The sequence below is a fragment of the Pseudomonas benzenivorans genome, assembly GCF_024397895.1.
GTDB classification, from domain to species: Bacteria; Pseudomonadota; Gammaproteobacteria; order Pseudomonadales; family Pseudomonadaceae; genus Aquipseudomonas; species Aquipseudomonas benzenivorans_A.
Genome location: NZ_CP073346.1, coordinates 285,884 through 309,638, shown reverse-complemented (window position 1 = coordinate 309,638; position 23,755 = coordinate 285,884). Strand labels below are relative to the sequence as shown.

Below are 23,755 nucleotides of genomic sequence, written 5' to 3'. Positions count from 1 at the left end.
CGTGATCTGCATGGGTTGCTCCAACAAGTCATTGATCTGAAGGGCCTAATTATCCCAAGCCTGGCAATATGCAATGGCTTCTAGGGTGGGAAGTACGCATGATTGACCGGCAGTTGTTGTGCTGCCTCGGTCGGGTTGATCATCTATCGCACCAAGCTACGCCCCAGGGCGCACCATCACCCGCAGGCATAACCTTAAAGGTTCTTTCGAATTCAGGCATCTCTAGGAGCGGATTTGATTCATACGCTGCGATCCACCATCTGGGGTGGACTTTGGGCCAGGGGGCGCAAGTTTCTGGCTATCATGGACGAAGAGCGCCTGAAGGTCAGGATGCGTGACGGCAGTACCAGTGAATGGGACCTAATCGACATCGGTTCGATAACCGTGAACGAAGGTCTGATTTGGTCGTCGCTTCTCGTTAAGACTCTGGAGGGCACGAAAATAACCCTTGGAGGTGCTGACCCAAGTCACGTCCGCGCCTGGTCAAAACGCTTTCAAGATGCGCACACGCTGCGCCTAGCCGGGGTAGCCTCAAGCGTTCAGCAGGACTTTGGCCGCTGGCTAGAGCACGTAGTCGAGCAGTTCCCCAGAAAATGGCATTCGAATTGGCTCCCGCGCCTGCATCTGAAGGAAGCTTCGCCACCTCGGGCCAGTACCGGGCACGAGTACGATCAGATCGCTAGCCACCCGGCGATAGCAGCTGCGGCAGCCTCGCATCCATTACTATTGCCCAGGCTACTGCCCACTGCGGAAGCGGCCTTTCTCCAGAAGTTGGCCCCGTTGAACCAAACCTTCCTGGAGGCTGAGGTCAAGCGACCGCTGTTCGACACACTCGAGTCATCACCTCTGACCGATGAGCAGCGCCAAGGTGTGGTCTGTTTCGATCACCGCCTGATGCTGGTCGCTGCTGCTGGGTCGGGCAAGACGGCCACCATGGTCGCCAAAGCGGCCTATGCCATTGAGAGCGGGCTCGTGGAGCCACACGAAATCCTGATGCTGGCATTCAACAGCGCTGCGGCTGAGGAGCTGCGAGAGCGCCTCGATAAGCGTCTGGCCCACATGCCCGGATACGAGAAAGTCGTAAGTTGGACGTTCCACAAGTTCGGACTCGATGTCATCGGTCAGGCCGCCGGTGAAAAACCACGGCCGGCGTCATGGCTAGAAGGTGGCAAGGATGTCGAGAAGGTACTTTCGATCATGCGCAGTCTGTCCGAATCCGCCCCGCAGTTTCACGCCAACCTAACGCTTTTGCGCGCGGTCTTCGGTAAGCCGTTGGCTAAATTCGGCGTGAAGGAGCCGGCCCCAACCTTCGAGGATGATCCTACAAGTCGCGGCTTTCGGACTCTCAACGGTGAGGTAGTGAAAAGCCAGGAAGAGTTGCTCATCGCCAATTGGCTCTTCTTCCATGGGGTCAGATACCAGTACGAGCCCCGGTATAAGCACAATACGGCAACCCGAGGTAAGACTCAGTACCATCCGGACTTCTACTACCCGGACATTGACCTTTATCACGAGCATTTCGCCCTCGATCAACACGGCAACCCGCCAGAACATTTCAAAGACTATGCAGCGGGTGTGAAGTGGAAGCGGGTCCTGCACGCTGAGAAGAAAACTGAGATGTTCGAGACCACGAGTCACACCCTGCGATCTGGGCAGGGGCTCTTGGATCTAGCAGAGGCGCTCACCAGCCGAGGCGTGACACTAAAGCCCAGGCGTGAGGAAGACCTGGTCGACTTCCCAATGATGGAAACTGATGCGGTGGCCAGCATCCTGCGTAGCTTGATGCAGCATGCCAAGAGCAATCAGCTCTCCGTGGAACGTCTGCGGGTCAACGCCCGCCAGCAGGATGCGCTGCGTGGTCCCTTATTCGTCGACATCTACGAGATGGTGCTCGAACAGTGGGAAAACGAGCTGCGCGAGACCAAGACTGTCGACTTCGACGACATGATTAACTTGGCCATTCGCTACACGGAGGAGGGGGCCTACCAAAGTCCATACAAGCTGGTGATTGCAGATGAGTACCAGGACTCGTCATTCGCACGTGCGCGTTTGCTGAGGGCCGTCGTTAAGGAACCTGACGTGTATCTGTGCGTGGTGGGAGATGACTGGCAGAGCATCAACCGATTCGCCGGCGCCGATATCGGCGTCATGCGCAAGTTCAGCTACTTTTTCGACGGCGGCACGATCAAATATCTGAGCCGTACATTTCGTTGTCCGCAACAGATTTGCACCGTCTCCAGCTCGTTCGTTCAGGCCAACCCAATGCAGCTGCCAAAAGAAGTCGAGACCACGTCGACGGTTGAGGGCAAGGCCATCCAGTGCTTTGCCGCCAAGCGCCTGGATGAAATCCCCGGACTGGTCGAGCGCGATATCGGCCGCATCGTTAATAAGATGGCCGCCCATTGGAAGGGAAAGGTACTGCCAACAATTATGGTGCTCGGGCGGTATCGCAGTGATCGTCCAGAAAACTGGGGCATGCTTCAGGCGATGTGCAAGGGCGTTGTGGATCTGCTATACGCGACCGTGCACAGCAGCAAAGGTGCTGAAGCTGACTATGTACTGCTGGTCAATGTAATCAAGGGAGTGAAGGGCTTCCCGAGCGAGATACAAGATGACCCTATCTTGCAGATCGCAATGCCTGAGCCGGAGGCTTACCCCTTTGCCGAGGAGCGCCGGTTGTTCTACGTAGCCCTGACCAGGGCGAAGCGGGGCGTTTTCATCTACACCGTCGCCGGCAGGCCCTCAATCTTCCTTACAGAACTCCAGCAGACCGGCGCGATCTCCATTCAGGACGCCAGCGGCGAGACGCTCGAGTTGATTCCGTGTCCTAAGTGTGGAGCTGGGATGAAGACCCAAAGGAACAGCCAGTACGGCCCCTTTTACGGATGCTCGCTGTACCCGAAATGCGATTGGAAGGAGAACATAGAGAGATTGCACCTTGTGTGATGCCTGTTGGCGACTAAACCTGACCTGGCGAGACTGCTATTAGTCTATATTTATTATTCCGTTACACTCTGGGTACTTGGTGCATCCCCAGAATTTTTGGCCGGAATATCGTCCTTTCTTGGCCGTCCTTAGAGTCATTCCAGAAGCGCACTTCGGGCAGCGCACTATTTCCGTGTTTACAGTACCTAATGTATCTGTCGAGCTTAAGTCCAAGAAACGAGGTGATTTTTTTATGATGTCAGGCTTCAGGTTACTTGGTTCATGCTCGCCCTCATAAGATAAATTTCTTAAATCTGCAAGATCACGACTGATTTGCTTGCTTGCAAGCTCTCCTTTTTCTTCGCTTGTGTTTGCCTTAATATAATAATACATCCCTATTGCAGTAATCACAAAAGTATGAGGAATGGCAGCGATTAAACAATAAGGAGCAAAGCAGGCCCCGAAGATAAAAAGCTGGTTGGCAATTACCACCACAGCCCAAGCGGCCAAGAAACCCTTAGCATTTGCGATTAATATTTTAACAATTTTCATCGGCATATTTATGGTCTTAGAGCAAGTAATTTATTTATTTTTCTGTAAGGAGGCACTAGGCGCCTGCGCTCAGCTCAAGGACTAATTAAAGTTAAGAGATGATCTATTATGGTGTGGCAAAGCCCATTTGGTTAGGGTCTTAATTGCTGGGCGCTAAAGGCTTTCGCCCGCCTTGCTCGAGGCAGTCATCCATGGAATTCATAGGGACAAATGTATTTGTCTTGGTAAACCATTCACTAGACTCGTCGTGGCAGATGCCTGATCTGCTGAATTTGACTCTAGGTGGCGCCGAAAATTTTGAATCAGGTCCCGGGGGTATCGTCCCGCCAGAATTTAAGCAGCTTTGCAGAGTCTTGAATGCCTGGAAGTTTTTTACTTTTTCATAATAACTGCTTGTTTTGTAATGGCAGTAGGCATTTCTGCTTTTTTTGGTAATTTCATCTGTCTTTTCTGCGAACGCTGAAAATGATACTAGGCATACACATGCTGCGATTGCCAAGGGGGGGGTATTCATGCGGCTCACTCCGCTTCTGCGCAATTTTAAATAGAAAGATGCATGTACTACTTCACTGTATCATATCGGTCGGGTGGCACTCACGGACTCACACCTGTTCAATAATATGATTTCCGACGTTAACATATCGAATATGCCCTATCGCGATCACTCTTGTCATTAGCGCATTCCGGATTCAACTGAATTCTGCCTTCAAAAAGACTGCGAACGTCCCCTCCTGGCCGCATAGCGACGGTCTAGCACCGACCGCCGCTATGCGTGGTTAGACCTCGGTCGGCTCCGCCATATCTAGGGCATCATCAACTTCAATTCCCAGGCATCTGACAGTGCTTTCAAACTTCGCATGGCAGAGCAGTAGTTGGACTACCCTCAGGTTCTTCGTTCCTCGATAGGAAATCCCCCCTTTACTTCACGATCGTCACGCAGGCGCAGTGCGCAACCTTGTAGGGGGACGCAGCCAGGTACGCGCTGCCCGTACGCATTCTGGTACTTGTGCTGGGCCAGTTCGCGTAGGTGGTTCGCATACAAGGTTCGCAACTGCCATGGCGTGACTCGTTCGCCCCGGCTGTTACGAGGTCAGGGCTAAGTTAAATACCGGAGAAACTGAGCTTTTCGATCTTGGTTGATGCTTCATGAAGTCGAGCTGCGACCAATGCCAAATAGTTGTTGAACCTGGCCCTGGCACCGGGAGAGACCTGAGCTATCAACGACTCGTCTACAACGCCCACGTCTCGTAGAGTGTGTTGTAGATTGGCAATCCATTCACTCATGAAGCCTTCATAGAGGCTGGGTACCGCATCAAACACTGATTTGATAGCTCCAGAGATAGCAGTGTCGTTGAGACTGTTCACTACCTCATGGGCGAAGGTATTTCTTGCATCACGCAGGCTATGCAGCAGGGTTAGCGTTTCCAACGAAATCGAGCCTAGTGAGAAAGCTATGTCTATCTTGGCTGCATACTGGAATCTGAGCCTTCCCTTACGAGCTACGGGCAAGTCAATGAGTCTTCGTTTGATCATCTCATCCAAAATTCCGTCGGTTATCACTCCGCTGAGCAGCACTGCACCTCGATCATTCTCTTCAGACAGCAGCTCAAAGGTTTTCTTATAGACTTCCCCGGGCGTAGCTCCTGCGAACATATGTTCTCTCCTTGAAACTGGGCGTGAAAGTCAGCCCTATGTGAGTAAGCCTGCGATTCGTACGCACTATGGCATGAGCCCCCGTCTGTTCGCACGCAGGTTTGTAACCTCCATGGCGCGAATCTGGGCGGCCTGCCCCCTACTTTTGGCGAGTGCTAAAAATGGGGGGATTACCGGCTCGCCCGTTAGTAGCCGTTTGGGCCGCTGACGCGGCCCAAACGGTATTACGAACGTCTATGTAGCTGACTAAGGTGATTCGCGCTTCCACCCGCTGATTCCACAGGCAATCTTCGCGACTCTCAGTTTCCGACGTATTTAGCGCGTTTTCATACAGCCTGGACCCATAGCTGCCGGTCGAGGTAGGTAGAAACTGGCCAAGAGCCGTCACACCGGGGCAATGGGGCTTATGCCAACTCCCAGCTGAAGGACCACCCCCTCATCGCTGTCAGTCATGCTTGTGGCCCTGATATCTAGAGTTGTTTGGGTTCAGCTGAGTGGCCCGGTTGTTGGCTGTTGCTGTGTACGCAGAGTTATTGGGGTTGAGCGTATTGCTCCGATCATCATTGCTCTGCGTTGTCAGATGCTCGTTGGGGTAATGGTCCCAGGTCGCCAGGCCGACAACCACGCGCTTTTCCCAAGCGGGGAATTCGCGAGCAGGCTTGTTCAGATCAAGCAAGTAGTTCCAAAAGTCGTGCTTGTCACCGATGTCTAGTTTTACTCCCGCCTGCATTGCGGTGGCGAACGGGTCCAGCTGGCAGAAGCAAGGGTTTTCCGGAGTGGACCATTCGCAGGGCTGACGAATAAAAAATGGGGTCGCGCCACCTAACGCTTCGCAGAGTTCAGAAACGGTATGTACCTTCTTTAGCTTCTGGTCCCTGGTACACACCCAAGTAAGCCGACCCCGGTGTTTGGCCGGCAGCAATTGGCTATCTGGGAGGGAAGGCTTAACAGCGAGTTCGGTGACCCGCTTCCAGTTCGAGTAACCCGCCTGCGCTGCAACGTGGTCGAGCGCGGTTGCTAGATTGCAACCAGAGGCGTTTCGAAGAGACTTTGCTGCGCGCTTGAGTTTCTCGACAGCGGTAGCGGTGATCTGAGGGTGGTCCATGCGTGCTCCAAAAGTTGCAGCGGATCAATCCAGTGCCCACTGCTGAATTCCGCTAACTATGGAATCAACGCAAAGGTGAAGCTTCATCGTCCCGGCGAACCAGGTGAGCCGTAGGTGGGCAGCACGCGTCGATGTGCGCGTGAGTCGATAGTACATTCTTGAAATTGCGATGCGCTAGCTATTTGAAGGTCGAGATGGCTACGGTATAGCTGAAGTCACCCCATCGTAGGCCGGTCACTGCTGCTCAAGTCCCTCGGCTTAGGTTGACTGACCTCCTCAGGGCGTGATGTGGACGCTGGCACGAACGACAAATTAGACCTCACCCCTGCGCGTGACTTAACCGTATTGAATGCCCGCTTGTGGCCGGTTCCGGTCTTCGTGACCGGCAGCTACAGACCCATTGCACTCCCGGCGATGCCGTCAACTCGATACAAGCTTACTCTCAGGAGTCTGTGGTAACGGGGTAGAACTCGATTAACAAAAAATCCGCTTAGGCCTCTTCATCAGCTTCAGCCTGAAACACCTCGATGAGCTTCTGATTGTAGTCATCCAGATAACTCTGAAGTCCCTCTCGATCCACAAGCCTCACGCCTGCCGTTGTAGCGAGCTCCTTAGCGGACTTCGTGTAGTACGAATTGGTTACCACCATGGCCTCATCACAGCCATAAAATGCTTTGGCTGAGATAGCCTGCTGCACGGCAGCGTTGCCCACCGACCCTGTGTAGTTTTTGGCCTGGATGACCATATTTTTTCCGAATCTGCTGACGAAAAGATCGGCTCCTTGGTCGGCAGTCTTCGCGGTTTCTCTCACGTCAAAGCCGATGGTCTGGAATATTTCGACTAGGAAGGCTTCGAATTGGAAGCCGTCCATGGCATCGACTAAGTACATAGTGATGAACCGGTTTGGGTTGAAATGCTCCAGCTGGCTCCCGAGGCGCTGCACCAGTATGTCGAAATAGATTCCCTCGCAGAGGCTGAGCCCGCTGCGAAAGGCAGGTAATGGCAGTAGTGGAGCACCTGCTGTGGAAGGAGCTTGCGAATTGAATTGGATGTCTGGGAACGAGATATCGTTCTCCCACAAGTAGAAGTAGAACAGGGCCAAGTCAGAGCGAAACGTGGTTCCTGCCTCTTCGATCCATGAGCGCAGTGTCTCAGCCAGATCAGCTTTGATGTGCCTGCTTAGCTCCCGTGAAAAACCCAGATAAACCGAATTGAAAGCGGTGGTCAGGAGCAGCTTATCTAGCAATGAGGGCAGGCCTTCAAGCTCATCAAACCCCCTACGAATTAGCACCTCCCGAAATAGCTCACGCTCCGTGTACACCCCGTCGTGTCTTGGCCCTGGCACCCCAACATCGCTACTGCTGGAGGCGGTCTCGCGAGTGGTGTGAATGAAGTTCGTGAAATATGGTTGCTTGAGCTGTGCGTACTTTCTTAGCACGTTGTTTAGCAGGTCATTCAACTGCGCCTGCTCTTTCTTCTTGCCTAGAAAGTCCTTGATAAGGCCTTTGGATTGGTACTGGAAATCCGGATAGAAAGATGGATCGAGGGGCGTAAGGTGCTGAGCGTGTAGTTCCACTGAGGACGGGGCCTGGGAACTGTTACACCATGGGCAAGCTGTCTCGAAGGTTGTCCTGTTACATCCGCTGCATTGATAGATCATGGATGTCCTTTCCAGATGAGGATAAGTCGTACGACCACCGAATCGTAAGGAGGCCCTGGTCGGCGTGACAAGTGACGGCGCACCTCCACGGAAGACGCCAGAACAGAAAGTCGGACGATAGCCTAGAGCCACTGCTGCGTCTATTGAACTGCCTGGCTATGGCAGGTGAGCAGCAGCCATCTGAAATAGAAGGTCTACCTCCGTTGCAACGGACGCCTTCGATTGGGTTCATTTCGAGCTGTAAGCGTTGCCAGACACTCACCTACCTACGACTTGCTGCTCTTGGCCTGAGGGAGCGCTTGCCACCGACAGCCATCGGCCGATTCTGTTGAAAAAGTCGCTTTTCCCGAATTGTCTCAATAGTGACCAATGAAAAGCCCTTTTCTGTACGTCGCTACGTGAAATCTGAACCCACAAACCTCTGCCGAATTTTACGATTTCAATCTCAGGCGCCAACTTTTCCGCCGCGGAAACCAAGGCTGACTTTTTCAACAGAATCGGCCGAAAGCGGCCTAAGTCAACCTCGCACCTCAATCACCTCTTGCCAGCGTGTGGTGTAGCAGGGACTGAGCATCTCCCTCCGCGTGCCCCAGGCCGGTGTCACCGGTACCCGTCCTAGACGGACAGTGCCGCGACCCTCCCGTTTGTTGATCGCGTCCATCACGGTCATAAGCCGGTCGGCGCCCCGTCGAGGCGCCGGCGCAAATAAATCTGACGTCACCTCGCCACGCAGGCTCAGATCCATCAGCAGAATGCTGCACTTCGAATAGCGGTACCCAGGTCTATAGATCCGCCCGAGCCCTCGCTGGGCAAGCGCCAAGATTTCGCGGGTGTCGTCGGTCGGGGTTAGCAGGGCCAGGGTTATCGAATTGGCATAGCGCGCTCCCTCTCGGTCTGCCAGCTGTGTCTGCAGGCCCACCTGAATAGTGCTGCACACTGAATCCTGACCACGCAGCTTCTCGGCCGCTCTGCTCACATAGGTGGCTAGCGCCTCGCGGATTGGCGGCAGCTCTGTTTGGCGCACGCCAAACATTTTGCTCGTACAGATGGCCTGCTTCGGAGGAGGCCCTTCGCTGTAACCCAGGCAACTGATGCCTCGCAGTTCACGGGCGGTGCGCTCCATGGTCACGCCGAAAGTCTTACGCAAGGTGCCAATATCGAATTGAGCCAGCTCCCAGGCGGTCGAGATGTTCAGTGCCGACAGTTTGGCCGCGGATCGATGGCCAATCCCCCATACCTCGTTCACCGGAGCAAGGCGCAGCAGCTTTTCCTGCCTCACAGGATCGGTGAGGTCCAGTACACCGCCGGTTCCTTTCCACTTTTTCGCCGCCCAGTTCGCCAATTTGGCCAGGGTCTTGGTCGTGCTGATGCCCACTGCAACTGGCATACCCACGTCACGCGCCAGGCGCGCACGAATGCGACGTCCAAGGGCTTCCACATCCGGGACACCGGTCATGTCGCCCCAGGCTTCATCGATGGAATACACCTCGATTCCCGGCAGCATTTCGGCCATCACCCGCATCACCCGATTGCTGATATCCGCGTAAAGGGTGTAGTTGCTCGAACGCGCCACCACGCCATGCCGCTTGAGTTGTTCGCGCACCTGATAGTAAGCGGCCCCCATGGGAATGCCCAAGGATTTGGCTTCGGCGGTGCGGGCGATAACACAGCCATCGTTGTTCGATAGCACGACCACCGGCACACGCTTTAACGCCGGCTGGCAGATGCGCTCGCAGCTGCAATAGAAGGAGTTGCAATCGATTAGCGCGAACACAGGTCGGGATCTGCTCACCGCAACACCTGGCTGACTACCCAGCTCACTACGCCCCACACCTCAACCGGCTCACTGCCATCCAGCTGCACGTCCGGCACGATGGGGTCAGGTGCCTTCAGCCACAGCCCATTGAACAGATCAGTTGCCACCAGGCGCACGCGGTAACCCTCACCACCAAGGTCCACCACAACCAGCCGGTTGGACTGAATACCGGCGGAGCGATCGACGATCAGCCGGTCGCCTGGGAAGATACCGAAGCCCAGCAGCGTGTCATCCAGCACACGCACGCCCCAGATGTGTGGCGCGCCCAACCCGGTCAGACGATCGAGGGAAAGCCCATCCTCCTTTTCATCCTCCGCGGGTGACTGAAAGCCGGTGATGCGCAGATCAGCGATTTCGGTGAGCATGCGCTCGCGCAGGCGGGCGCCTCGAGCAAGGATGGAAAGAGACATCAGAACACTTCCGTAATACTGTATATCTTTACAGTATTTTAGAAAGCCTGCTGCCGGTCAATCGGCAATCACGGCAGCACCGACAGGAGGCGGCCTATCGGCCAGCTCCCCCCGCAGGATCAGAACCTGCTTCGGTGCATCAATGCTCACACGAACCCGGCCATTCTGGATTTCGCCTACATGCACAGTAATGCCGTCGCGCAGTAGGTGGTGCAGCAGTGCCTCGGTGTTAACGGCGGGATCAATCGTCAGGTGAACTAGGTCGCCTTCTTGGCGAGTTAGGCTCAGGTAGCCCATGGTCGAACTCCTTTCGTGGTGGGTTGCATCCTGCAGGCCGTAGTCTAGACCATACTATTCGACGCGGCTTGGGCGCGAAGTCGCATAGACAGCAGCAACAGAGGTCACAGCATGTGTGGAGGCGTAGAGGCCCGAGAGGCGGACAAAGTCTGGAAGATCTTCTTCCCATACGACAAGGCGGCTTTCCCAGTCATGCTTGAAGATACGGGTCAGATTGACTGGATTGCTTGGGGGCGTCGCGAGCATCAACCTGGTGGTGGGCCGATAGGCGGCTGGGCCAGACTCGCCACAGTGCAGGCCGGTGGCTGGGAGAGATTTCACCCGCGCCGCGGCTTCGGCATGGTGCAGCGCTACATGGAAAAGGAGGGCAGCAGGGGTGACAAACACCGGCAATCACACTGGTTCGACGTACCGGAGGGGTATGCCCTGGAATGCTTGGTGCTTGGGGAGGGTGACGCACGGCAAGTCTATGTAGTGACCACCGATCCGCCAGCAGAGTACGCGTGGATTCATGACCGGTGGCCTCATTTGGTATTGGCCAGGTAGGGCAGGCTCAACTCCGCAAAGGGCGTTCAGACCGTACCCAGATTTACCCACTTCCCCTGTTGGTGCCACTTGCTGAAGTTTTCCGAAAATTGGGAAAGAAATTGGGTAAGGTTCCCTCTGGAAACCAGAAGCGACTCGTGAAGCATCAAGCCATCGGCAAATCGGGCTTGAAAGAAGCTGCTCCCTGGCTCATCCCAGACAGTAGAGATCAAATCATCAACCTCCTGCTCAGGTTGTTGATCCACCAAGCAATGCCAACCCTCATCGGTCCCCTCTGTTTGATCGCCGACATACAGCTGAAAAAAGTAGTGGGCACCCACCTGCTGGAAATGAATGCTCGGAAACTGCTCATTACCTCGTTCGGTAATAGCAAGCGACACCCCTTCGCTGTCCGAGCCCGACAAGTTTTCCATCGAGAAAAGCAGAAAATCAATGCCTTGCTTCAGGCTCTTGATCTCTAGCTCGACGAAGCGAGTGCCGCCCAGTTTGGGAAATAGTGTCAACGAAATCATTTTGAGTTCCCTGTGAAAATTTGACTGCCGTTCGGCCAGTTGACGGTTAGCTTCGATCCTTCTGGCAGCATATTTTCCATGACTTTGTCGCAGAAGCCGCATGGCCCGGTGGGATGGTTAATGTCCAGCACTGCTTCTTTGGTTCCCGTTTCTCTCATGATCGCAACGGCATGGCCTTCGGCATGGGTAGGGGACACTGCGCCGGCTTTGACAGATGGATCGGTTTTTAAAGTTTCACCCGGCTGACCTTTGCCATTTTTAACGTAATAGGTCTCGCCATCAATTTCCATTTTCCCTAGCGTGTTCTTGCCGTCATAGTCAGGGAGCTGATTAGCTGGCGTCTCAGGGTAATCCTGGGGGTTCCAGGTTGTATTGGGATCTTGGTGAACTCGCTTTTTCGGTGCCTCGGCTTTAGGCACCTGGTCATTTGCTGGATCCTTCGGCGCTTCAATCTTTTCCGCTTTGACTCCTGCTGGTCTCGGCACCTCTACCGTTTGCGCTCCAGTTCCAGCTCCCCTGACCCTACCCTTGGCTTTGATTCTGGCACGTTTCAGGGCTGCGCTGAGCTTGGTTAGGGCGTTGCCCAGGCGTTTCAGTTTGGCGAGGTGGCGCATGGAAGTAGCGGCTTTGATGCCGATAAATACGCCACCGGTAAATACCGCGAGGATGGCGGTAAGGATAATTTCGAAAGCCGCGCCGCCGCCGAATTCGGCCATTTCTTCGATGTTCTGCGCCTGGGCGTAGTCGACGGCGAAGCGGCCGAGCATGCCTTTGCTAGGGCCGTCGTCGTAGATGAAGTTGGCGATCTCATAGGCGTCGGCGAGCTGCTCACGGGTGATGCTGCTCGGATCGAAGCCCAGGGCCTCGACCAGTTCTCGGTGTTGTTCGTCGCTGAAGTTTTCCAGGAAGGAGTCGACCCAGCGGCTGCCGCCAGCCGGTTTGGCGTTCCAGGCGGCGCGCAGTGCGTTGCTCAGGTAGGTGTGTGGGCTGATCAGGTCGTTGAGTTGCTTGGCCGAGTCGACCAGGCCCACACCCGCCATAAACAGGCCTTTGCCGAAGGCCAGGCTTTTGTGCACGCCATTCATAAAGCTGCTGCGCTGATCCTGGATGGTTTGCAGCTCTGCGGCCTCGGCGCGTTCGGCGCTGAGGATCTCGTCCAGCGCGCTTTGCAGTTCGGTGCGGGCCTTGGCGACGTCGTTGTCGACATCGGCGTCGGCCAGCAGTTGGGCGTCGTATTCGCGGCCCTGAATCGTTTGGGTCAGGCAGCCGCGGGCGTCCAGGCCGCCACGAATAACGTTGGCGCCGGCGGGGGTAAGGCTGTAGGGGATGTTAGCGCCGAGGCATTCGCCGTTGTCCCACATAAAGCGTAGGCCGACCAGGCTGTTGACCGGCTGGACGGTGGTACCTTCCACGGCGCGGGTCTGCTGGTTGCTGAAATCGCCGTTGTAGGGTTCTTTCGGGGGCGGGATGCGTTCATTGCGGTTGTTGGGTACGTAGCCGCTCATCGTCCGTGATCCTTGCCGGACAGCCTCTGATGTCTAGGCGGCGACCGGCTCCATGGTCTGAGTCGCGATCATAACCAACAACCCCTGTGCTAAGTCTTGCGCAGTACAGAACTGCGCGTGGACTTTGTGAACGGTGCACGAAAAAATGCTCGGGGCCTGATCAAGTAGGTCAACTCGACATGTACGCACTGTTGGCTATCCTTGGTTTTGCCAAGATGGCCCACTTCGAAAGGATTCGATCATGCGTTACCTCAACTATGCAGTTGTCTCTCTCGCCTCCGCCCTGGTCGCGACCTACGCGGTTCTTTGGTTCATCCATCCAACGCCCCTCGAAAACACAGTCACGCTGCCGCCTTTGTCGGTACTTGAGCAGCCTGACGGTTTGCTGCTGTGGGGCGGCTGGCGAACAGTGGCCGGCTACGAGCCGCCCGGCACCAACGCTGTGGAGATTCGCTGCGTACGCACGCAAAACACATGCACCGAGGCCTATGCCTCGCTCCTGCAACACGATACCGGCTTGGATCTTGTGGCCGAAGTGTTCAGCTACGAAGTGATTTCCTGGAGCGAAACGCAATTGGAGGCGGTGGCCAAGGGCGCCATGGCCGGATGTGACCGTGCGCTTTACATCGACCTGGTAGGGCAGGGCGCGACCATGAAATGGTTGCCCGGCGAAGACTGCGAGGGGGATATGACCGCGGCTGTCCTGGTAGGCGATCCGGTTTAGATGAGGTACGCCGTTCGAGTCACGCTGACCGGAATCTATTCAGGCATCGCTATGTTGAAACCTGCCTAATACCTAACACGACCCATACTTCATACCCCTTCTCCCGCGCAGCTTTTCGGCCTCAAGCTGCGCGGTGAGCGTGCTGATAGAGCGCGAGCGGTGCTTGAAGCGGAAAGGAGACGAGTGGATAGATGGTCTGAGATATTTGCCGGCTCGGAAAAAGGCAGTTCTCGCTACGGAGCTGTGCTTGAGCGCCTTCTTGATTGCTGCAGTGCATTCCGGGGTAGAGCCGTCTTTACCGAGATAAAATAGTGCGCTGATAGCCAGTCCTACCTCGGTCCCGGCATGCTGCATGACCACTGGGGCCGCATGTATCAGCCGGACCTCAGCCCTACCGATAAATAGTGATCGGCTGTGGCCGCTGGTGTAATAGATCGGGATAAGCGGCATTTGGGTGCTCAGCCCAAACCTTCTGACTGCATCGGCACCTTGGGGCTGCAGAACCTGACGGCTCTGCCTGGCAATCAGGCTCACCACTTCCCATGCGCTTGGGCGAATCCGTGCAACGTACTGCCCGGCTTTCCGGCGCATGTAAATCCCTCGATACACACGCTCAAGTTCGCCTCGGTTGATCAGTCGCGCTATTGCCTTGGATACGGCGTTTCTCGTTCCAAGTTCCGCGAAGCGTCTGATGCTGAAGGGCTGACCTTTGGGTAGGTGCTTGACCTGTTGCGCAATGCGGGTGGATACCGACAGGGCTTGATCATTGCGGAACATTGCGGCTCCAACGTCTATTGTGTGAAGTCCAATGACGAGCTGAACAGCGGCTGATGGAAAGCGATCACCCTCCGTCGATATTCATCATCTGGCGCATCGCTTGCCAGGCACTCTTCGAGGCGGCCCAGTGAGTAAATCTGGTCGGACGAGGGGTAGTGCCTGAGCAGGCTTTTCGCATAGCTGCGGATATCCTGTGGCAGCTCAGTGTTGCGAGCGAGCTCTCGCAGGAATTCTTCGGTCTTGATGACGCTGCGGGTTCTTTCGCGTGGAAGGGTCAATGCGTTACCTCCTGATTCACTCAGCCACGTCAGCTGACGTCTGAGCTCTGATCTCCATACAAACATCAAAAGCAAGCCAACAGCTGCTGCCGGTAGTGCTTAAATCGGAGCGGATGCGATTGAGGTAGAAGCACACCTGGAGGCGGGGGATGTCCGTGCCTTCGCTGATCATTTCAATCGCGATAATCTTCCGGCAAGAGTTTGGTGATGCTGGGAACCATCCTGGCAGTTTTTTCGGTGTCCAGCTCAGGGAAGAGCTTCGTGCTTGCTGGATGCCAAAATGGATGAGGACAGCAGTGACTTCTGCTGCTGATGAGCGAATAGGCCCATCGAACCTGACATAAGGCCTCTCCATCTCCAGTTTGCATCCGATCGCTCTTTTCTTGGGCCCCTGATCAGTCGTGCCGAAGGTGTAATTCAGCTGAAAAGACCACGTTGGTTTCGACCAACGACTCTCTGTTGTCTGAGCAATGCATTGAATAGCTAACTCCGTTAGCGACCTTATACAAATAACCAGGATTGCCATCCGGACCATCTCGAACCACACAGACCTCTTCTAGAGGCTCCATGAGCCACCTGGGCTGGCCATTTAAATGAGGCGGAGTTACCAGTTGTACTTGCTCCACCCAGGCCAGGTTCGATTGATCATCGACAATCTTTCGTAGGTCGTGAGCGTGGTGAACCATTAGCATGCTTCGATACGCCTTCCGACCATGCCGTCGGACGATCTGCAGATAGAACCATGGCCAGGCAAGCTCCTGCTCGACGTGGCTCCATAGCTGCGTTCCAGTGGGTTCTGCCACTGCGAGATGTATCTCAGCACCGCGGTAGGTAGTAAACATTAATTAGTACCGAAAATGAGTCCTATAGATTGTAGCCCTATAGGACGCGTAAAGGTCTTATCGTTCCTTTTGCGAGATTGGCAAATGGAACTGAATACAGCATTCGGGCTAGCACTCAAAGAGCTTCGCCAGCAGAAGGGGCTCAAGCAGGAAGACTTCTCAAGTGTCAGCAGCCGGACGTATCTGAGCACCTTAGAGCGGGGAATGAAGGGGGCGACGATTGAGAAGCTTGAGCAGCTAGCGAGCGTGCTGGATGTGCATCCAGCAACTATCCTCATCTCAGCCTACCTAACCAAAGACTGCGAAGAGAGCTACCAGGAGCTCATTAAGCGGATTGGTACTGAGCTGAAAGCTCTGAAAAAAACGACACCAGAATGCAAAGCGAAGTGAGTGTAGGGGGATCACAGGGCAGGTTTGCTTGGCTCGGCAACTTGAAGATCAGCAACCATTCGTCAGAATGGGCAGAGGGGGATTCACCATCTCCAGCAAGGCATCGATGCGCTTGTATGCCTCTAACAGAGACATGAGGTTGCCTTGTGCCATGATTTCCAGTGGCGTGCACCATTGAAGAAGTCGTTGTGGTTTTTCATGCTGGGGAAACCATAGACGTTCTTCGGGGAATCGAACATCAATCGCAGAGCAGCATGGCAGTTCAGAATGATGCTGGCCCGCTGCAGTTGATCAATGTCCAGATCCACTCTCTTGCCCCGAAGTGCGCGAGTAATAGTGCAGCGAGAAACTCGCAAGATTTTGCATGATTGCTCTGTTGAAGCGGTCCATCTCATCAGAATGTTGAGCGCGGTCCTCAAGACAGCGTTGGCCTGATCTTTAGACAATACCGGGGCTCTGAGTACGTGCAAAAAAACCAAGTTCAACATAAGGGGCCTGCATGAAATCTACGCTGCCAAACTGAATCTGATTGTTTACCTAACCTTTGCGGGCCTTTTCTGCGGCTCACGAACAGTCAGAAGAGGGGACATCAGTCGCTCACGGGAGAGACCAGCCAGGGTTGCGTTGTAGATCAGCCGGTTTGCCATCTCTGCCATTTTGCTCAGCTCCGCTCTCAAAGCGTCATTTTCTGCCTGGAGCCGATTGATTCTCTTCATGGCATCCAGTGTACTTCGGGGCTTTGGCATGCCCTGCAGCTTCTGTTTCTCAAGTTTTAGCTGCTCTTTCTTGGCCTTATAAGCGACCTTTACCGCTACCTTCTTGTCGAGAGCCTGGCGCGTCGGCGGCTTGTCCCACCCCAGAATGCTTTGCGCGCCGATGCAGGCCGCATTCCAGTCCAGCGCATGCTCGACCGGCCAGTTTCGGATCATCTGGGCTATTTTGCGTTCATGCTGATCGGTGATCACTTTAGGCATCGTCTGGTTCCCGCAGTAGATCCAGGCAGGCGAGTAGCTCTTCGCCGTAGGAGAGGCCAAGTTCTTTTCGATCCAACAACTGCACCCCGGCCGCTTTGGCCTTCTCGGATACAATTACCTTTTCATGGCTGAAGTCTGCTCCCGCCATTTCGATAGGACTCCCGTCCGGAATGTCGGGGTTGTGCAAGATGTCCAGCAGTTGATCGAGACGCTCGATCTGTGGACCTGCTTTTTCGGTCCAAAGTGATGCTGCTCGTTCACCATTCGCTATTTCCTGTTGAGCAGCGTTATACGTCCGCACGAGATCGTCCCGATCCTGCTGGATGATCTCGGCAGCGAGCTTGTCGCCCTTGCACATCAGCAGTTCAGAGCAATTGAGGCAGGCGGCGAACTTGTTGCACGGTCCGGCTCGCCAGCTACGGCGGCAAATGCCGTAGCGGCTGCGGTGGAACGGGCCATGACCGTAAAGGGCTGCTTCTTCATTTGTCACCGGCTTTTGATGTTCTTGTTCCTGGGTTGTCCCGAGCGCTAATGCTCCCTTAGCGGCCGCTTTTGCTGGGTCGTCGTGCAGGTAAGTACGAGTCTGCCGAGTAGTGGTGCGACTGCTCCATTCGGTTAGCATTTCCAAGGAGACGCCGCTACTGCGTGCTTGCCTGTTGAGCAGGTGACGAAGGCTGTGGGATTTAAGCTTGTTGGTCTCGAAGGCGTGCCGGGTGAAGAAGTTCATGGCTTCCAGTCTTTTACCTATTTTCAAGCGCCCGGAGTAATAGTGCCCGTTGAAAGGTGCCAATAGTACAGGGCTTGTGCTCAGCGTCGTTGCTAGTTGAAGACGACGAAAACAAAGAAGGGAATCAGACATTTTCAACGGTGCTTGCGTCGAGCTCTCTGGCGCTTCTTGGTAGGGGAAATGCGGGTTACGTGCGAGGTGTTCGGTCAGCACCAGTTGCCACAGAGCGTTCAGCGTAAAACCCGTCATCGCATAACTGCTGGTGTGTTTCCTGACGAAGCTTGCGCAACTTTCTCGGTTGGCGAACCCTAATGCTTGCACCACCTGATCAGGTGTCAGTTCTTGGTCGTCAGGAATCGAAGGGCAATTCGCGTGGCGGTAAAACTTTGTAGGATTGGTTTCCATGTAGCATGCGAGGCGACGACCCTCTTCGGTGATTGCGCCTAGCCGCTTGATCGCTTCTTTTGCAACATCACCCATGGTCATGGGAATGGGTTTGCGCTCGAACTGATGGGTCTTTGGTACCCAATACGCTAAGTAACACTGGAGTTCTCCATTCCTGTCGGTGTCTTCCCGCAGACAATCGAGGCGAAAGCGCAGGAACTCGCCAATACGCATAGGTGCGCTCAGCAACAGCGCAGTGATGCAGGTCACCATGATATCTGAGTCATCCAGCGTTTCACTCTCGCCTCGTGAAAACACGTCGGCAACGGCGAGTAGCGCGTCTTGGTCAGGGGCTTTCTTTGCCTTGACTTCAGCCGGTGCCCCGGCACCATTTGTAGCGTCGTAGCCATGTCGGCCCACGTAGGGATGTCGCCAGAACCAAGGATCGACGGTGAGGATGCCAAGGTCCGCTAGCCTTTTCAGTATGCCCAGCATTACTTCGCAAACTAATTGGCGGGAAGTGGCAGGCTCCATGGCGCTGACGGCCGTACACCAGTGCCGATGTTCGAATTTGGTGATATCCGGCACTGCCATATCTTGGCGCAAGGCAAACTCCATCGCCCGTAGCGCGGTCATTTCCCTTGCGATTCTCTTGTTTGGGCGCAGCGTGTGCTGGTAGCGCAGGTAGGCCTTGGCAGACTCGGCAAAGGCAGGGTGCATGAGTTGATTAGTATTGGGGGCCGTCCTCGAGGCCACAACGACGTGCTCAAAGTTGGTAAATCGAATGTTTTTGTGCGTCGTAACCCATTTGGCCGCGTCCCAGGAAAAACCCTCAAGATCAGACCATAGAGTCAGGTTGTCTCGGGCAAGAACAATGAAGTCGTTGAGGTTTTGCTGGGAAGACAACTCACGCTTAGGAGTGAACTGGATAACATGGCTCATGAGGTCATTCCCGTTCAGCTTTGCGGGCGTTGCAGCGAGCAATGCAATTTTCGACGGCGCGAATGTCAGCCGAGAGATCAATAGGCATCAGCAGGTTTCGTTGGCCGCCAATCTTGAGCGGCTGTTTCTCCGCGGCCTGACGCTGCACCAGTGCTTCCAGTACCTCCTGATGTGGTGCATCGACCAGTGGTTCGAAATGCTTGCAGCGATAGCAGGGAATAGGTACTGAGGTTATGGCGCAAAAACTATGCTTACCACAGCGACCGACACTCCTGAGTTCACTGCCCCTAGCGAACTCTAGCTTGCTGTTCGGATCGTTGGCCCTACTGGCTTGATCCTCTGAATCAATCAGCGTTCCGGCAAAAGCCATGGCCAGTGGTAGCAATGCTGGAGCCATTGCATCGTCGAGTTGGCGCGCAATCTCGGGGGGATCGTTGTAATAGGACTCCAGCGACCTCTCAGATGTATGGCCGAGCCAGTGAGATAGCATGTGCTTGGGCACGCCCTGTCGGGCTAACTGGCGTATCCGGGTATGGCGCATCCGTGTCGCGTTGACAATCATTGTCCGGCCGGTACGGTGGGTAATTGGTGGCTTCGTTCGTAACCACCCTAGAGGCTTGTCCGCAATAAAATTGCAATTCGGAGTGTTCTCACTCCATGTGAGAATCCGAGTAATACGGGTTCTTTTGATATGAAATAGTCTGCTGTCCAAGTTTTCAAGGAGATTAATCTGATAATGCTCATTAATGAGTTGTTGTGCTGCCTTGATTTGCGTTTTGCTGCAAAAAAGAGGCATTTGTTTCAGTTGGTCGTCTGTTAGCACTAGACCCAAAGTGTGCTCATACAGCGCCTTGACTTCTCTGCGTTGGATAGTACATAGATCCCACAAGTGATCGGCTAGGGGGTGAGTTTCGAACTTGCTGTCACGAAAGTCGTGCTCGGTGGTTCTATCCTTGACACCAGGAAAGTTTACGACGCGCCCGATGAGTCCTTGGGTATCTGAATCATCATTTTCATGAACATCGCCGACCTTAAGATATGCAATCTGTACTGGCCTGCGAGCATATTGCATTGACATCAGTCTAATTAGTGTCACTTGTGTGGAGCAGGCCCCGCAGTCATAGTTATTCCAGGTTGCTCGCAATAAGTGCTCGTATTCTTCATCGGAGAGCCAACTTTTCTCCGGGTCATCCGAGAGTACACTGCGCCGCTTCATTTTAGTTGAAGCACTATCATCCAGTAAGCGTAAGGCGTCCTTGCTGATAGCGGCACTGTCACGCTCGTGCCAGTAGAGAAAAAATTGCAGGATTCCGCTCTTGACTCTAAGGAACGAAGAGTTGGTCAGCGCCAGAGCTATCCATTTGGCATTAAAAGTAGTGGTTGGGTATGTGTTTAGTTGTGTTCTCAGTCTTTCGAAGTACGCAATATGGCTGTAGAGTGAGTATTTTCCTTGTTTTAAGAAAGAGGAGGTGTTCTGTTTGAATGACTCCTTCATGGTGGGGCTGAAATGCGACAGAGCTCTGTTCATTCTTATTGGTTTAATGCCTACATAAACAAGAGTATCTCCATCCCAATAAGTGTTCTCACCTTTTGGGTGGGGTCGCTCAGTTCGCTTGAGATCAATATCTTGCGATATTGCGTTGCTTGGAAAGGAGTCCTTTTTATTCATTTCGTGATCCTCGCTGTATCGGTAGCAATTTTTCGGCCGATTTCCTGCGATTTTTCTTCAATATGTCGTAGGTTGTAGCGTCTTGACATAGGTGAGCCTGGCACCCAGCCCATCAGTTGTTCCCTTAGCGTGCACTCGTCCTCAAAGGACATGTCTTCTCGATCTGCAATTATCGAGAAGCGATAATTCCAGTCGTGTCGCAGCAGGTGAGGGCGTACTTGCGATAGGGCGCAAAAGGATTGCCTGAGGTTGGCAAGCCCGCTACCAAATGCCGTTATGGGAAGAGCTCGACCTTGGCTCCGTCCTCCACGATGGACGATGAAAATGAAGTTCTCATCGGAGAATCCGGCCATTGGAATATCTGCTCGCCAGTTGTCTCGGTAGTTCCGCAGTTGCTCCTCAAGGTGTTCCGATATCGGAACCTTACGTCCCAGCGTTTTGGCGACCGGTTGATGCAGGCGGGTATCGATCGCGTCATGATGGTTGCGCTCGATGTCCAGATAGGCGCTGTCACCGCCGCCGGCTTCGATGATGTTCCTGAGTTTCAGGCTGAGTAGCTCGCCGGCCCGCATGCCAGTTTCGTAAAGAACACGCAGCATCACGATATTGCGCAATCTCGGTCCAAAATCCTGTGGCTTCCGAAGGCCCTCAAAGGGCTGATGGAACAAGTCCAGCAGTTGGTTGCGAGCGTCGGTAGATAACCTCGCCGAAACGACACGTTGATCGCGTGCGGAACTTGATCCGGCCTTTCGCCGCTTTTTCCTCAGCAACATAGTGTCTTGTGCAGCAAGTGCTTCCCGAATTTCGGGTGTGTTGGCATCAGTGATGAGCTCCTGCGCCAGCCAGCGGAGATAGCCTGCTGTATAGGTGACATAGGTGTTGTATTTGGGACTACTAATGACTGCCCCCTTGCCCCCCAGCTTGCTTGCACGCAGATAGTTCGCCAGATCATCAACCTGTGCAGCAGTAAGAAACTTGCGGCTGCGAAAGGACAAGGCCAGGTCGATATTCCTACTGGACTCCCACTCGCAGACTCGCCTGATTACTGCGAGGTAGACTTTCTGAGTCTCGTGCGTAGCGGATGGTCGGACCGTGCGAGCAATGTAGGCGGTTGGGTAGAACAGGGGGAGGTCGGGTTCTTCAGTCTTATAGAGCTGAGATAAACGTTCGCCGCTGCTAGTAATGAAAGTTTTGATTGTGTACTTCATGAAATCCTGTGCCCCACTAATTCAATATGCCAAACAAAGCATGGCCAACCCAACGGGCGAAGAGAGACCTCGCCTGTCATGATCGCTTGCATCGTTGAAATGAAAAGGCAGGCAGTCGGCTTGACGCCAACTGGCGAGAAATACAGAATGCAGAGGTCAGGGGTTGCCACAACTGACATTTCCGCAGAAGCCCCGGGCTCCGAACCCCGGGGCTTTTTGCATCTCCAGTACCTGCTTGCAAAACGGTTATTAGGTACGACTCATATTTATTCCTCCTCGGTTACTGTGGTCATGAGTGCTTTCTCACTCTGATTGGCTCTCAGTGCGCTCAATTCCCGGCACGTTCAGGCTTTTCCTAGCGATCCAGGCAGCCACATCCCTGACTAATGCAAATCGGCCACGACGGCCCTCTACGGCAAACACAGGCAGATCCAGAGTTCCCCTGAGCAATGCTTGGCGGAATGCATTCGGTGAGCGATAACCAATTTCTCGCCACAAATCCCCACTGCCTAGCATCGTCCCGTAACGGGCGGTTAACTGGCGCTCCAGATCTGTTGATAGGGCGAGAAGATCGTTCTGTTTGGGCATGATGCTCATCGTGTCGTCTAGTTGCACACTAAGTTAGAGGTGACTCCCCAATTTATCGAGAGTAGTGTTGGAGCTCACTGCTACTTCCTGTAAGGATTTTGGAGAGGCATAAGTGACTGATATTGAGAGAATTAACTTAATTTGCGCGGATTTTGAGTCATTTTTGCGCGGAAATTATTTTGCAGCCGATTACGCGTGCTGCCAGGAATCGTTGGAAAGCCTACGCACACGCTACTGGTATGAATCGCTGAAGCAACGTTTTTCACTGTCTGGACCATCTCAGATGGAGAGATGCCTTGAGCCAGATGCAGTCACATGGAATGAAGACGGTCGTAAAAAACACAGCTCCAACAAATGGGGTCGTTATCGTGATGGCGGCCGGCTAAGGCAGACTACCTTGGCAAAAGTGGAAAAGAATGCGCCAGGCTCGATGCGTATTTTTAATCATCCGCTCTGGGATGTGCTGGATTTCGAAAATAAAGAAGTTATGGAAGGGGAGGCGTTCCTGCAATTATTGTCCGCAGAACTGCAAGTCGTTCTGTTTAAGAGAAAGCCGATAGGCATAAATAGCTATGTGGAACGGGTGCCTGTTAATCGGTTCTTACTCAGAAAGCTTGAGCTTCGTGCAGATCTGGAAGTGTTGGCTTGCCTGACCTGGCTTCTAAGAGAAGCAGCGGCAAAGAAATGCAGTAACGCCAAAGAGATTGGAGATAGTTTGCACAATGTGCTGCTGATGATGGCTTTGGAACTTCATGCTCTGAGGGTGGCCCTGCCTTTATTACAGCACTTTATCGGCAGGGTCCTGCCACTGGGTCTACCCCGTTATCATCAAATAGCGATCACCCCAATCCAGTATTTAGAGCTTGCAGGTGCACTGAACAAACTGGTCTTCAATATCAAGGGGCAGTCCAAAGTACTCCAGTGGGAAAGCCGGGTCAGGAATATGTACCGTTTGTTGAGTGGGGACTTCGGCTTAGATGTACCGCTAGCCATGTCGCTGCCCACTGAGCCAGACAGGAAGCTTTCTTGGATACCACTCAAGGTGATTAAGCAGTTTAAAAGCTTCGCGTGGTCGCGAAATTATGGTTGGAAAAGCGTTTTTCGAGAAGAGTAGGGGAAGTAAATTTCAGTGAATGTATTTTCCGATTCTGCTACTTCTTAACGATTTTTAATAGTGCGGAATAAGATCCGCTTCTATAAGGACTTGCAAACTCATTTTTTTCGAAAGTTCCGCTGTGGCTACACCCGTGCTAACCCGCCGCCCTCATAAA

20 protein-coding genes and 1 pseudogene are annotated in these 23,755 nt (G+C 53.9%); 4 read left to right on the top strand and 17 right to left on the bottom strand.

Features of this window, described 5'->3' with window-relative positions; genetic code table 11:
* Positions 1-234: 234 nt before the first annotated feature.
* The gene (locus KDW96_RS01330; protein ID WP_255838601.1) at positions 235-2,946 is read left to right on the top strand and encodes a UvrD-helicase domain-containing protein; all 2,712 of its coding nucleotides are present in this window, start codon (positions 235-237) and stop codon (positions 2,944-2,946) included.
* Between the two features lie 39 nt (positions 2,947-2,985).
* Here the strand turns inward: KDW96_RS01330 and KDW96_RS01325 are convergent, their stop codons facing one another.
* From KDW96_RS01325 to KDW96_RS01280, 9 genes are all read right to left on the bottom strand, one after another.
* Positions 2,986-3,483, bottom strand: a complete 498-nt coding sequence (locus KDW96_RS01325; RefSeq protein ID WP_255838600.1) for a topoisomerase DNA-binding C4 zinc finger domain-containing protein — start codon at positions 3,481-3,483, stop codon at positions 2,986-2,988.
* 1,095 nt (positions 3,484-4,578) lie between these two features.
* On the bottom strand, positions 4,579-5,130 hold the full coding sequence (locus KDW96_RS01315; RefSeq protein ID WP_255838599.1) for a hypothetical protein: 552 nt from the start codon (positions 5,128-5,130) through the stop codon (positions 4,579-4,581).
* Positions 5,131-5,575: 445 nt separating this feature from the next.
* Positions 5,576-6,235 carry a P-loop NTPase family protein gene (locus KDW96_RS01310; RefSeq protein ID WP_255838598.1) on the bottom strand — a complete coding sequence of 220 codons (660 nt, stop codon included), beginning with the start codon at positions 6,233-6,235 and terminating at the stop codon, positions 5,576-5,578.
* Between the two features lie 490 nt (positions 6,236-6,725).
* Positions 6,726-7,895 (bottom strand): restriction endonuclease, encoded by a 1,170-nt coding sequence (locus KDW96_RS01305; protein WP_255838597.1) that lies wholly within the window; start codon positions 7,893-7,895, stop codon positions 6,726-6,728.
* A gap of 517 nt (positions 7,896-8,412) precedes the next feature.
* Positions 8,413-9,669, bottom strand: a complete 1,257-nt coding sequence (gene umuC / locus KDW96_RS01300; protein WP_255838596.1) for a translesion error-prone DNA polymerase V subunit UmuC — start codon at positions 9,667-9,669, stop codon at positions 8,413-8,415.
* Between the two features lie 14 nt (positions 9,670-9,683).
* Positions 9,684-10,121, bottom strand: a complete 438-nt coding sequence (locus tag KDW96_RS01295) for a S24 family peptidase (protein ID WP_255838594.1) — start codon at positions 10,119-10,121, stop codon at positions 9,684-9,686.
* 57 nt (positions 10,122-10,178) lie between these two features.
* Positions 10,179-10,418, bottom strand: coding sequence for a carbon storage regulator (locus tag KDW96_RS01290; RefSeq protein ID WP_255838593.1), 240 nt, complete (start codon positions 10,416-10,418; stop codon positions 10,179-10,181).
* 572 nt (positions 10,419-10,990) lie between these two features.
* Positions 10,991-11,476, bottom strand: a complete 486-nt coding sequence (locus KDW96_RS01285; protein ID WP_255838592.1) for a hypothetical protein — start codon at positions 11,474-11,476, stop codon at positions 10,991-10,993.
* A complete protein-coding gene (locus KDW96_RS01280; protein WP_255838591.1) occupies positions 11,473-12,981 on the bottom strand; it encodes a DddA-like double-stranded DNA deaminase toxin in 1,509 nt (502 codons plus the stop codon). Before KDW96_RS01280 ends, KDW96_RS01285 begins: the two co-directional genes overlap by 4 nt.
* Before the next feature lie 241 nt (positions 12,982-13,222).
* Here KDW96_RS01280 and KDW96_RS01275 point away from each other — a divergent pair, with 241 nt between their 5' ends.
* Complete coding sequence (locus KDW96_RS01275; protein WP_255838590.1) at positions 13,223-13,705, top strand: hypothetical protein; 483 nt, start codon at positions 13,223-13,225, stop codon at positions 13,703-13,705.
* A gap of 72 nt (positions 13,706-13,777) precedes the next feature.
* Here KDW96_RS01275 and KDW96_RS01270 read toward each other — a convergent pair whose 3' ends face one another.
* Entirely contained in the window at positions 13,778-14,482 is a 705-nt protein-coding gene (locus tag KDW96_RS01270) for a DUF6088 family protein (protein ID WP_255838589.1), read from the bottom strand.
* A gap of 14 nt (positions 14,483-14,496) precedes the next feature.
* Positions 14,497-14,760, bottom strand: a complete 264-nt coding sequence (locus KDW96_RS01265) for a BPSL0761 family protein (protein ID WP_255838588.1) — start codon at positions 14,758-14,760, stop codon at positions 14,497-14,499.
* Between the two features lie 926 nt (positions 14,761-15,686).
* On the opposite strand from KDW96_RS01265, the gene KDW96_RS01260 reads away from it, so the two are divergent.
* Positions 15,687-15,992 carry a helix-turn-helix domain-containing protein gene (locus tag KDW96_RS01260; RefSeq protein WP_255838587.1) on the top strand — a complete coding sequence of 102 codons (306 nt, stop codon included), beginning with the start codon at positions 15,687-15,689 and terminating at the stop codon, positions 15,990-15,992.
* 48 nt (positions 15,993-16,040) lie between these two features.
* Here the strand turns inward: KDW96_RS01260 and KDW96_RS01255 are convergent.
* The 6 genes and pseudogenes from KDW96_RS01255 to KDW96_RS01230 form a co-directional block, all read right to left on the bottom strand.
* Positions 16,041-16,480, bottom strand: a pseudogene (locus KDW96_RS01255) (hypothetical protein).
* 45 nt (positions 16,481-16,525) lie between these two features.
* Complete coding sequence (locus KDW96_RS01250; RefSeq protein WP_255838586.1) at positions 16,526-16,966, bottom strand: hypothetical protein; 441 nt, start codon at positions 16,964-16,966, stop codon at positions 16,526-16,528.
* Complete coding sequence (locus KDW96_RS01245) at positions 16,959-19,019, bottom strand: integrase (protein ID WP_255838585.1); 2,061 nt, start codon at positions 19,017-19,019, stop codon at positions 16,959-16,961. Before KDW96_RS01245 ends, KDW96_RS01250 begins: the two co-directional genes overlap by 8 nt.
* 4 nt (positions 19,020-19,023) lie before the next feature.
* Positions 19,024-20,688: a site-specific integrase gene (locus KDW96_RS01240; RefSeq protein ID WP_255838584.1), complete on the bottom strand. Its 1,665-nt coding sequence runs from the start codon at positions 20,686-20,688 to the stop codon at positions 19,024-19,026.
* A complete protein-coding gene (locus KDW96_RS01235; RefSeq protein ID WP_255838583.1) occupies positions 20,685-21,896 on the bottom strand; it encodes a site-specific integrase in 1,212 nt (403 codons plus the stop codon). The genes KDW96_RS01240 and KDW96_RS01235 overlap by 4 nt, the downstream gene beginning before the upstream one ends.
* A 303-nt stretch (positions 21,897-22,199) precedes the next feature.
* A complete protein-coding gene (locus KDW96_RS01230; protein WP_255838582.1) occupies positions 22,200-22,484 on the bottom strand; it encodes a pyocin activator PrtN family protein in 285 nt (94 codons plus the stop codon).
* A 112-nt stretch (positions 22,485-22,596) separates the two neighbouring features.
* On the opposite strand from KDW96_RS01230, the gene KDW96_RS01225 reads away from it, so the two are divergent.
* The gene (locus KDW96_RS01225) at positions 22,597-23,598 is read left to right on the top strand and encodes a hypothetical protein (RefSeq protein ID WP_255838581.1); all 1,002 of its coding nucleotides are present in this window, start codon (positions 22,597-22,599) and stop codon (positions 23,596-23,598) included.
* Positions 23,599-23,755 lie beyond the last annotated feature (157 nt).

Bases quoted from the DNA above. Each gene is read 5' to 3' on its own strand.
- KDW96_RS01325 (WP_255838600.1), bottom strand. From the start codon at position 3,483: ATGCCGATGAAAATTGTTAAAATATTAATCGCAAATGCTAAGGGTTTC.
- KDW96_RS01315 (WP_255838599.1), bottom strand. From the start codon at position 5,130: ATGTTCGCAGGAGCTACGCCCGGGGAAGTCTATAAGAAAACCTTTGAG.
- KDW96_RS01310 (WP_255838598.1), bottom strand. From the start codon at position 6,235: ATGGACCACCCTCAGATCACCGCTACCGCTGTCGAGAAACTCAAGCGC.
- KDW96_RS01305 (WP_255838597.1), bottom strand. From the start codon at position 7,895: ATGATCTATCAATGCAGCGGATGTAACAGGACAACCTTCGAGACAGCT.
- KDW96_RS01295 (WP_255838594.1), bottom strand. From the start codon at position 10,121: ATGTCTCTTTCCATCCTTGCTCGAGGCGCCCGCCTGCGCGAGCGCATG.
- KDW96_RS01290 (WP_255838593.1), bottom strand. From the start codon at position 10,418: ATGGGCTACCTGAGCCTAACTCGCCAAGAAGGCGACCTAGTTCACCTG.
- KDW96_RS01285 (WP_255838592.1), bottom strand. From the start codon at position 11,476: ATGATTTCGTTGACACTATTTCCCAAACTGGGCGGCACTCGCTTCGTC.
- KDW96_RS01280 (WP_255838591.1), bottom strand. From the start codon at position 12,981: ATGAGCGGCTACGTACCCAACAACCGCAATGAACGCATCCCGCCCCCG.
- KDW96_RS01275 (WP_255838590.1), top strand. From the start codon at position 13,223: ATGCGTTACCTCAACTATGCAGTTGTCTCTCTCGCCTCCGCCCTGGTC.
- KDW96_RS01270 (WP_255838589.1), bottom strand. From the start codon at position 14,482: ATGTTCCGCAATGATCAAGCCCTGTCGGTATCCACCCGCATTGCGCAA.
- KDW96_RS01260 (WP_255838587.1), top strand. From the start codon at position 15,687: ATGGAACTGAATACAGCATTCGGGCTAGCACTCAAAGAGCTTCGCCAG.
- KDW96_RS01250 (WP_255838586.1), bottom strand. From the start codon at position 16,966: ATGCCTAAAGTGATCACCGATCAGCATGAACGCAAAATAGCCCAGATG.
- KDW96_RS01245 (WP_255838585.1), bottom strand. From the start codon at position 19,019: ATGAGCCATGTTATCCAGTTCACTCCTAAGCGTGAGTTGTCTTCCCAG.
- KDW96_RS01240 (WP_255838584.1), bottom strand. From the start codon at position 20,688: ATGAATAAAAAGGACTCCTTTCCAAGCAACGCAATATCGCAAGATATT.
- KDW96_RS01235 (WP_255838583.1), bottom strand. From the start codon at position 21,896: ATGAAGTACACAATCAAAACTTTCATTACTAGCAGCGGCGAACGTTTA.
- KDW96_RS01230 (WP_255838582.1), bottom strand. From the start codon at position 22,484: ATGCCCAAACAGAACGATCTTCTCGCCCTATCAACAGATCTGGAGCGC.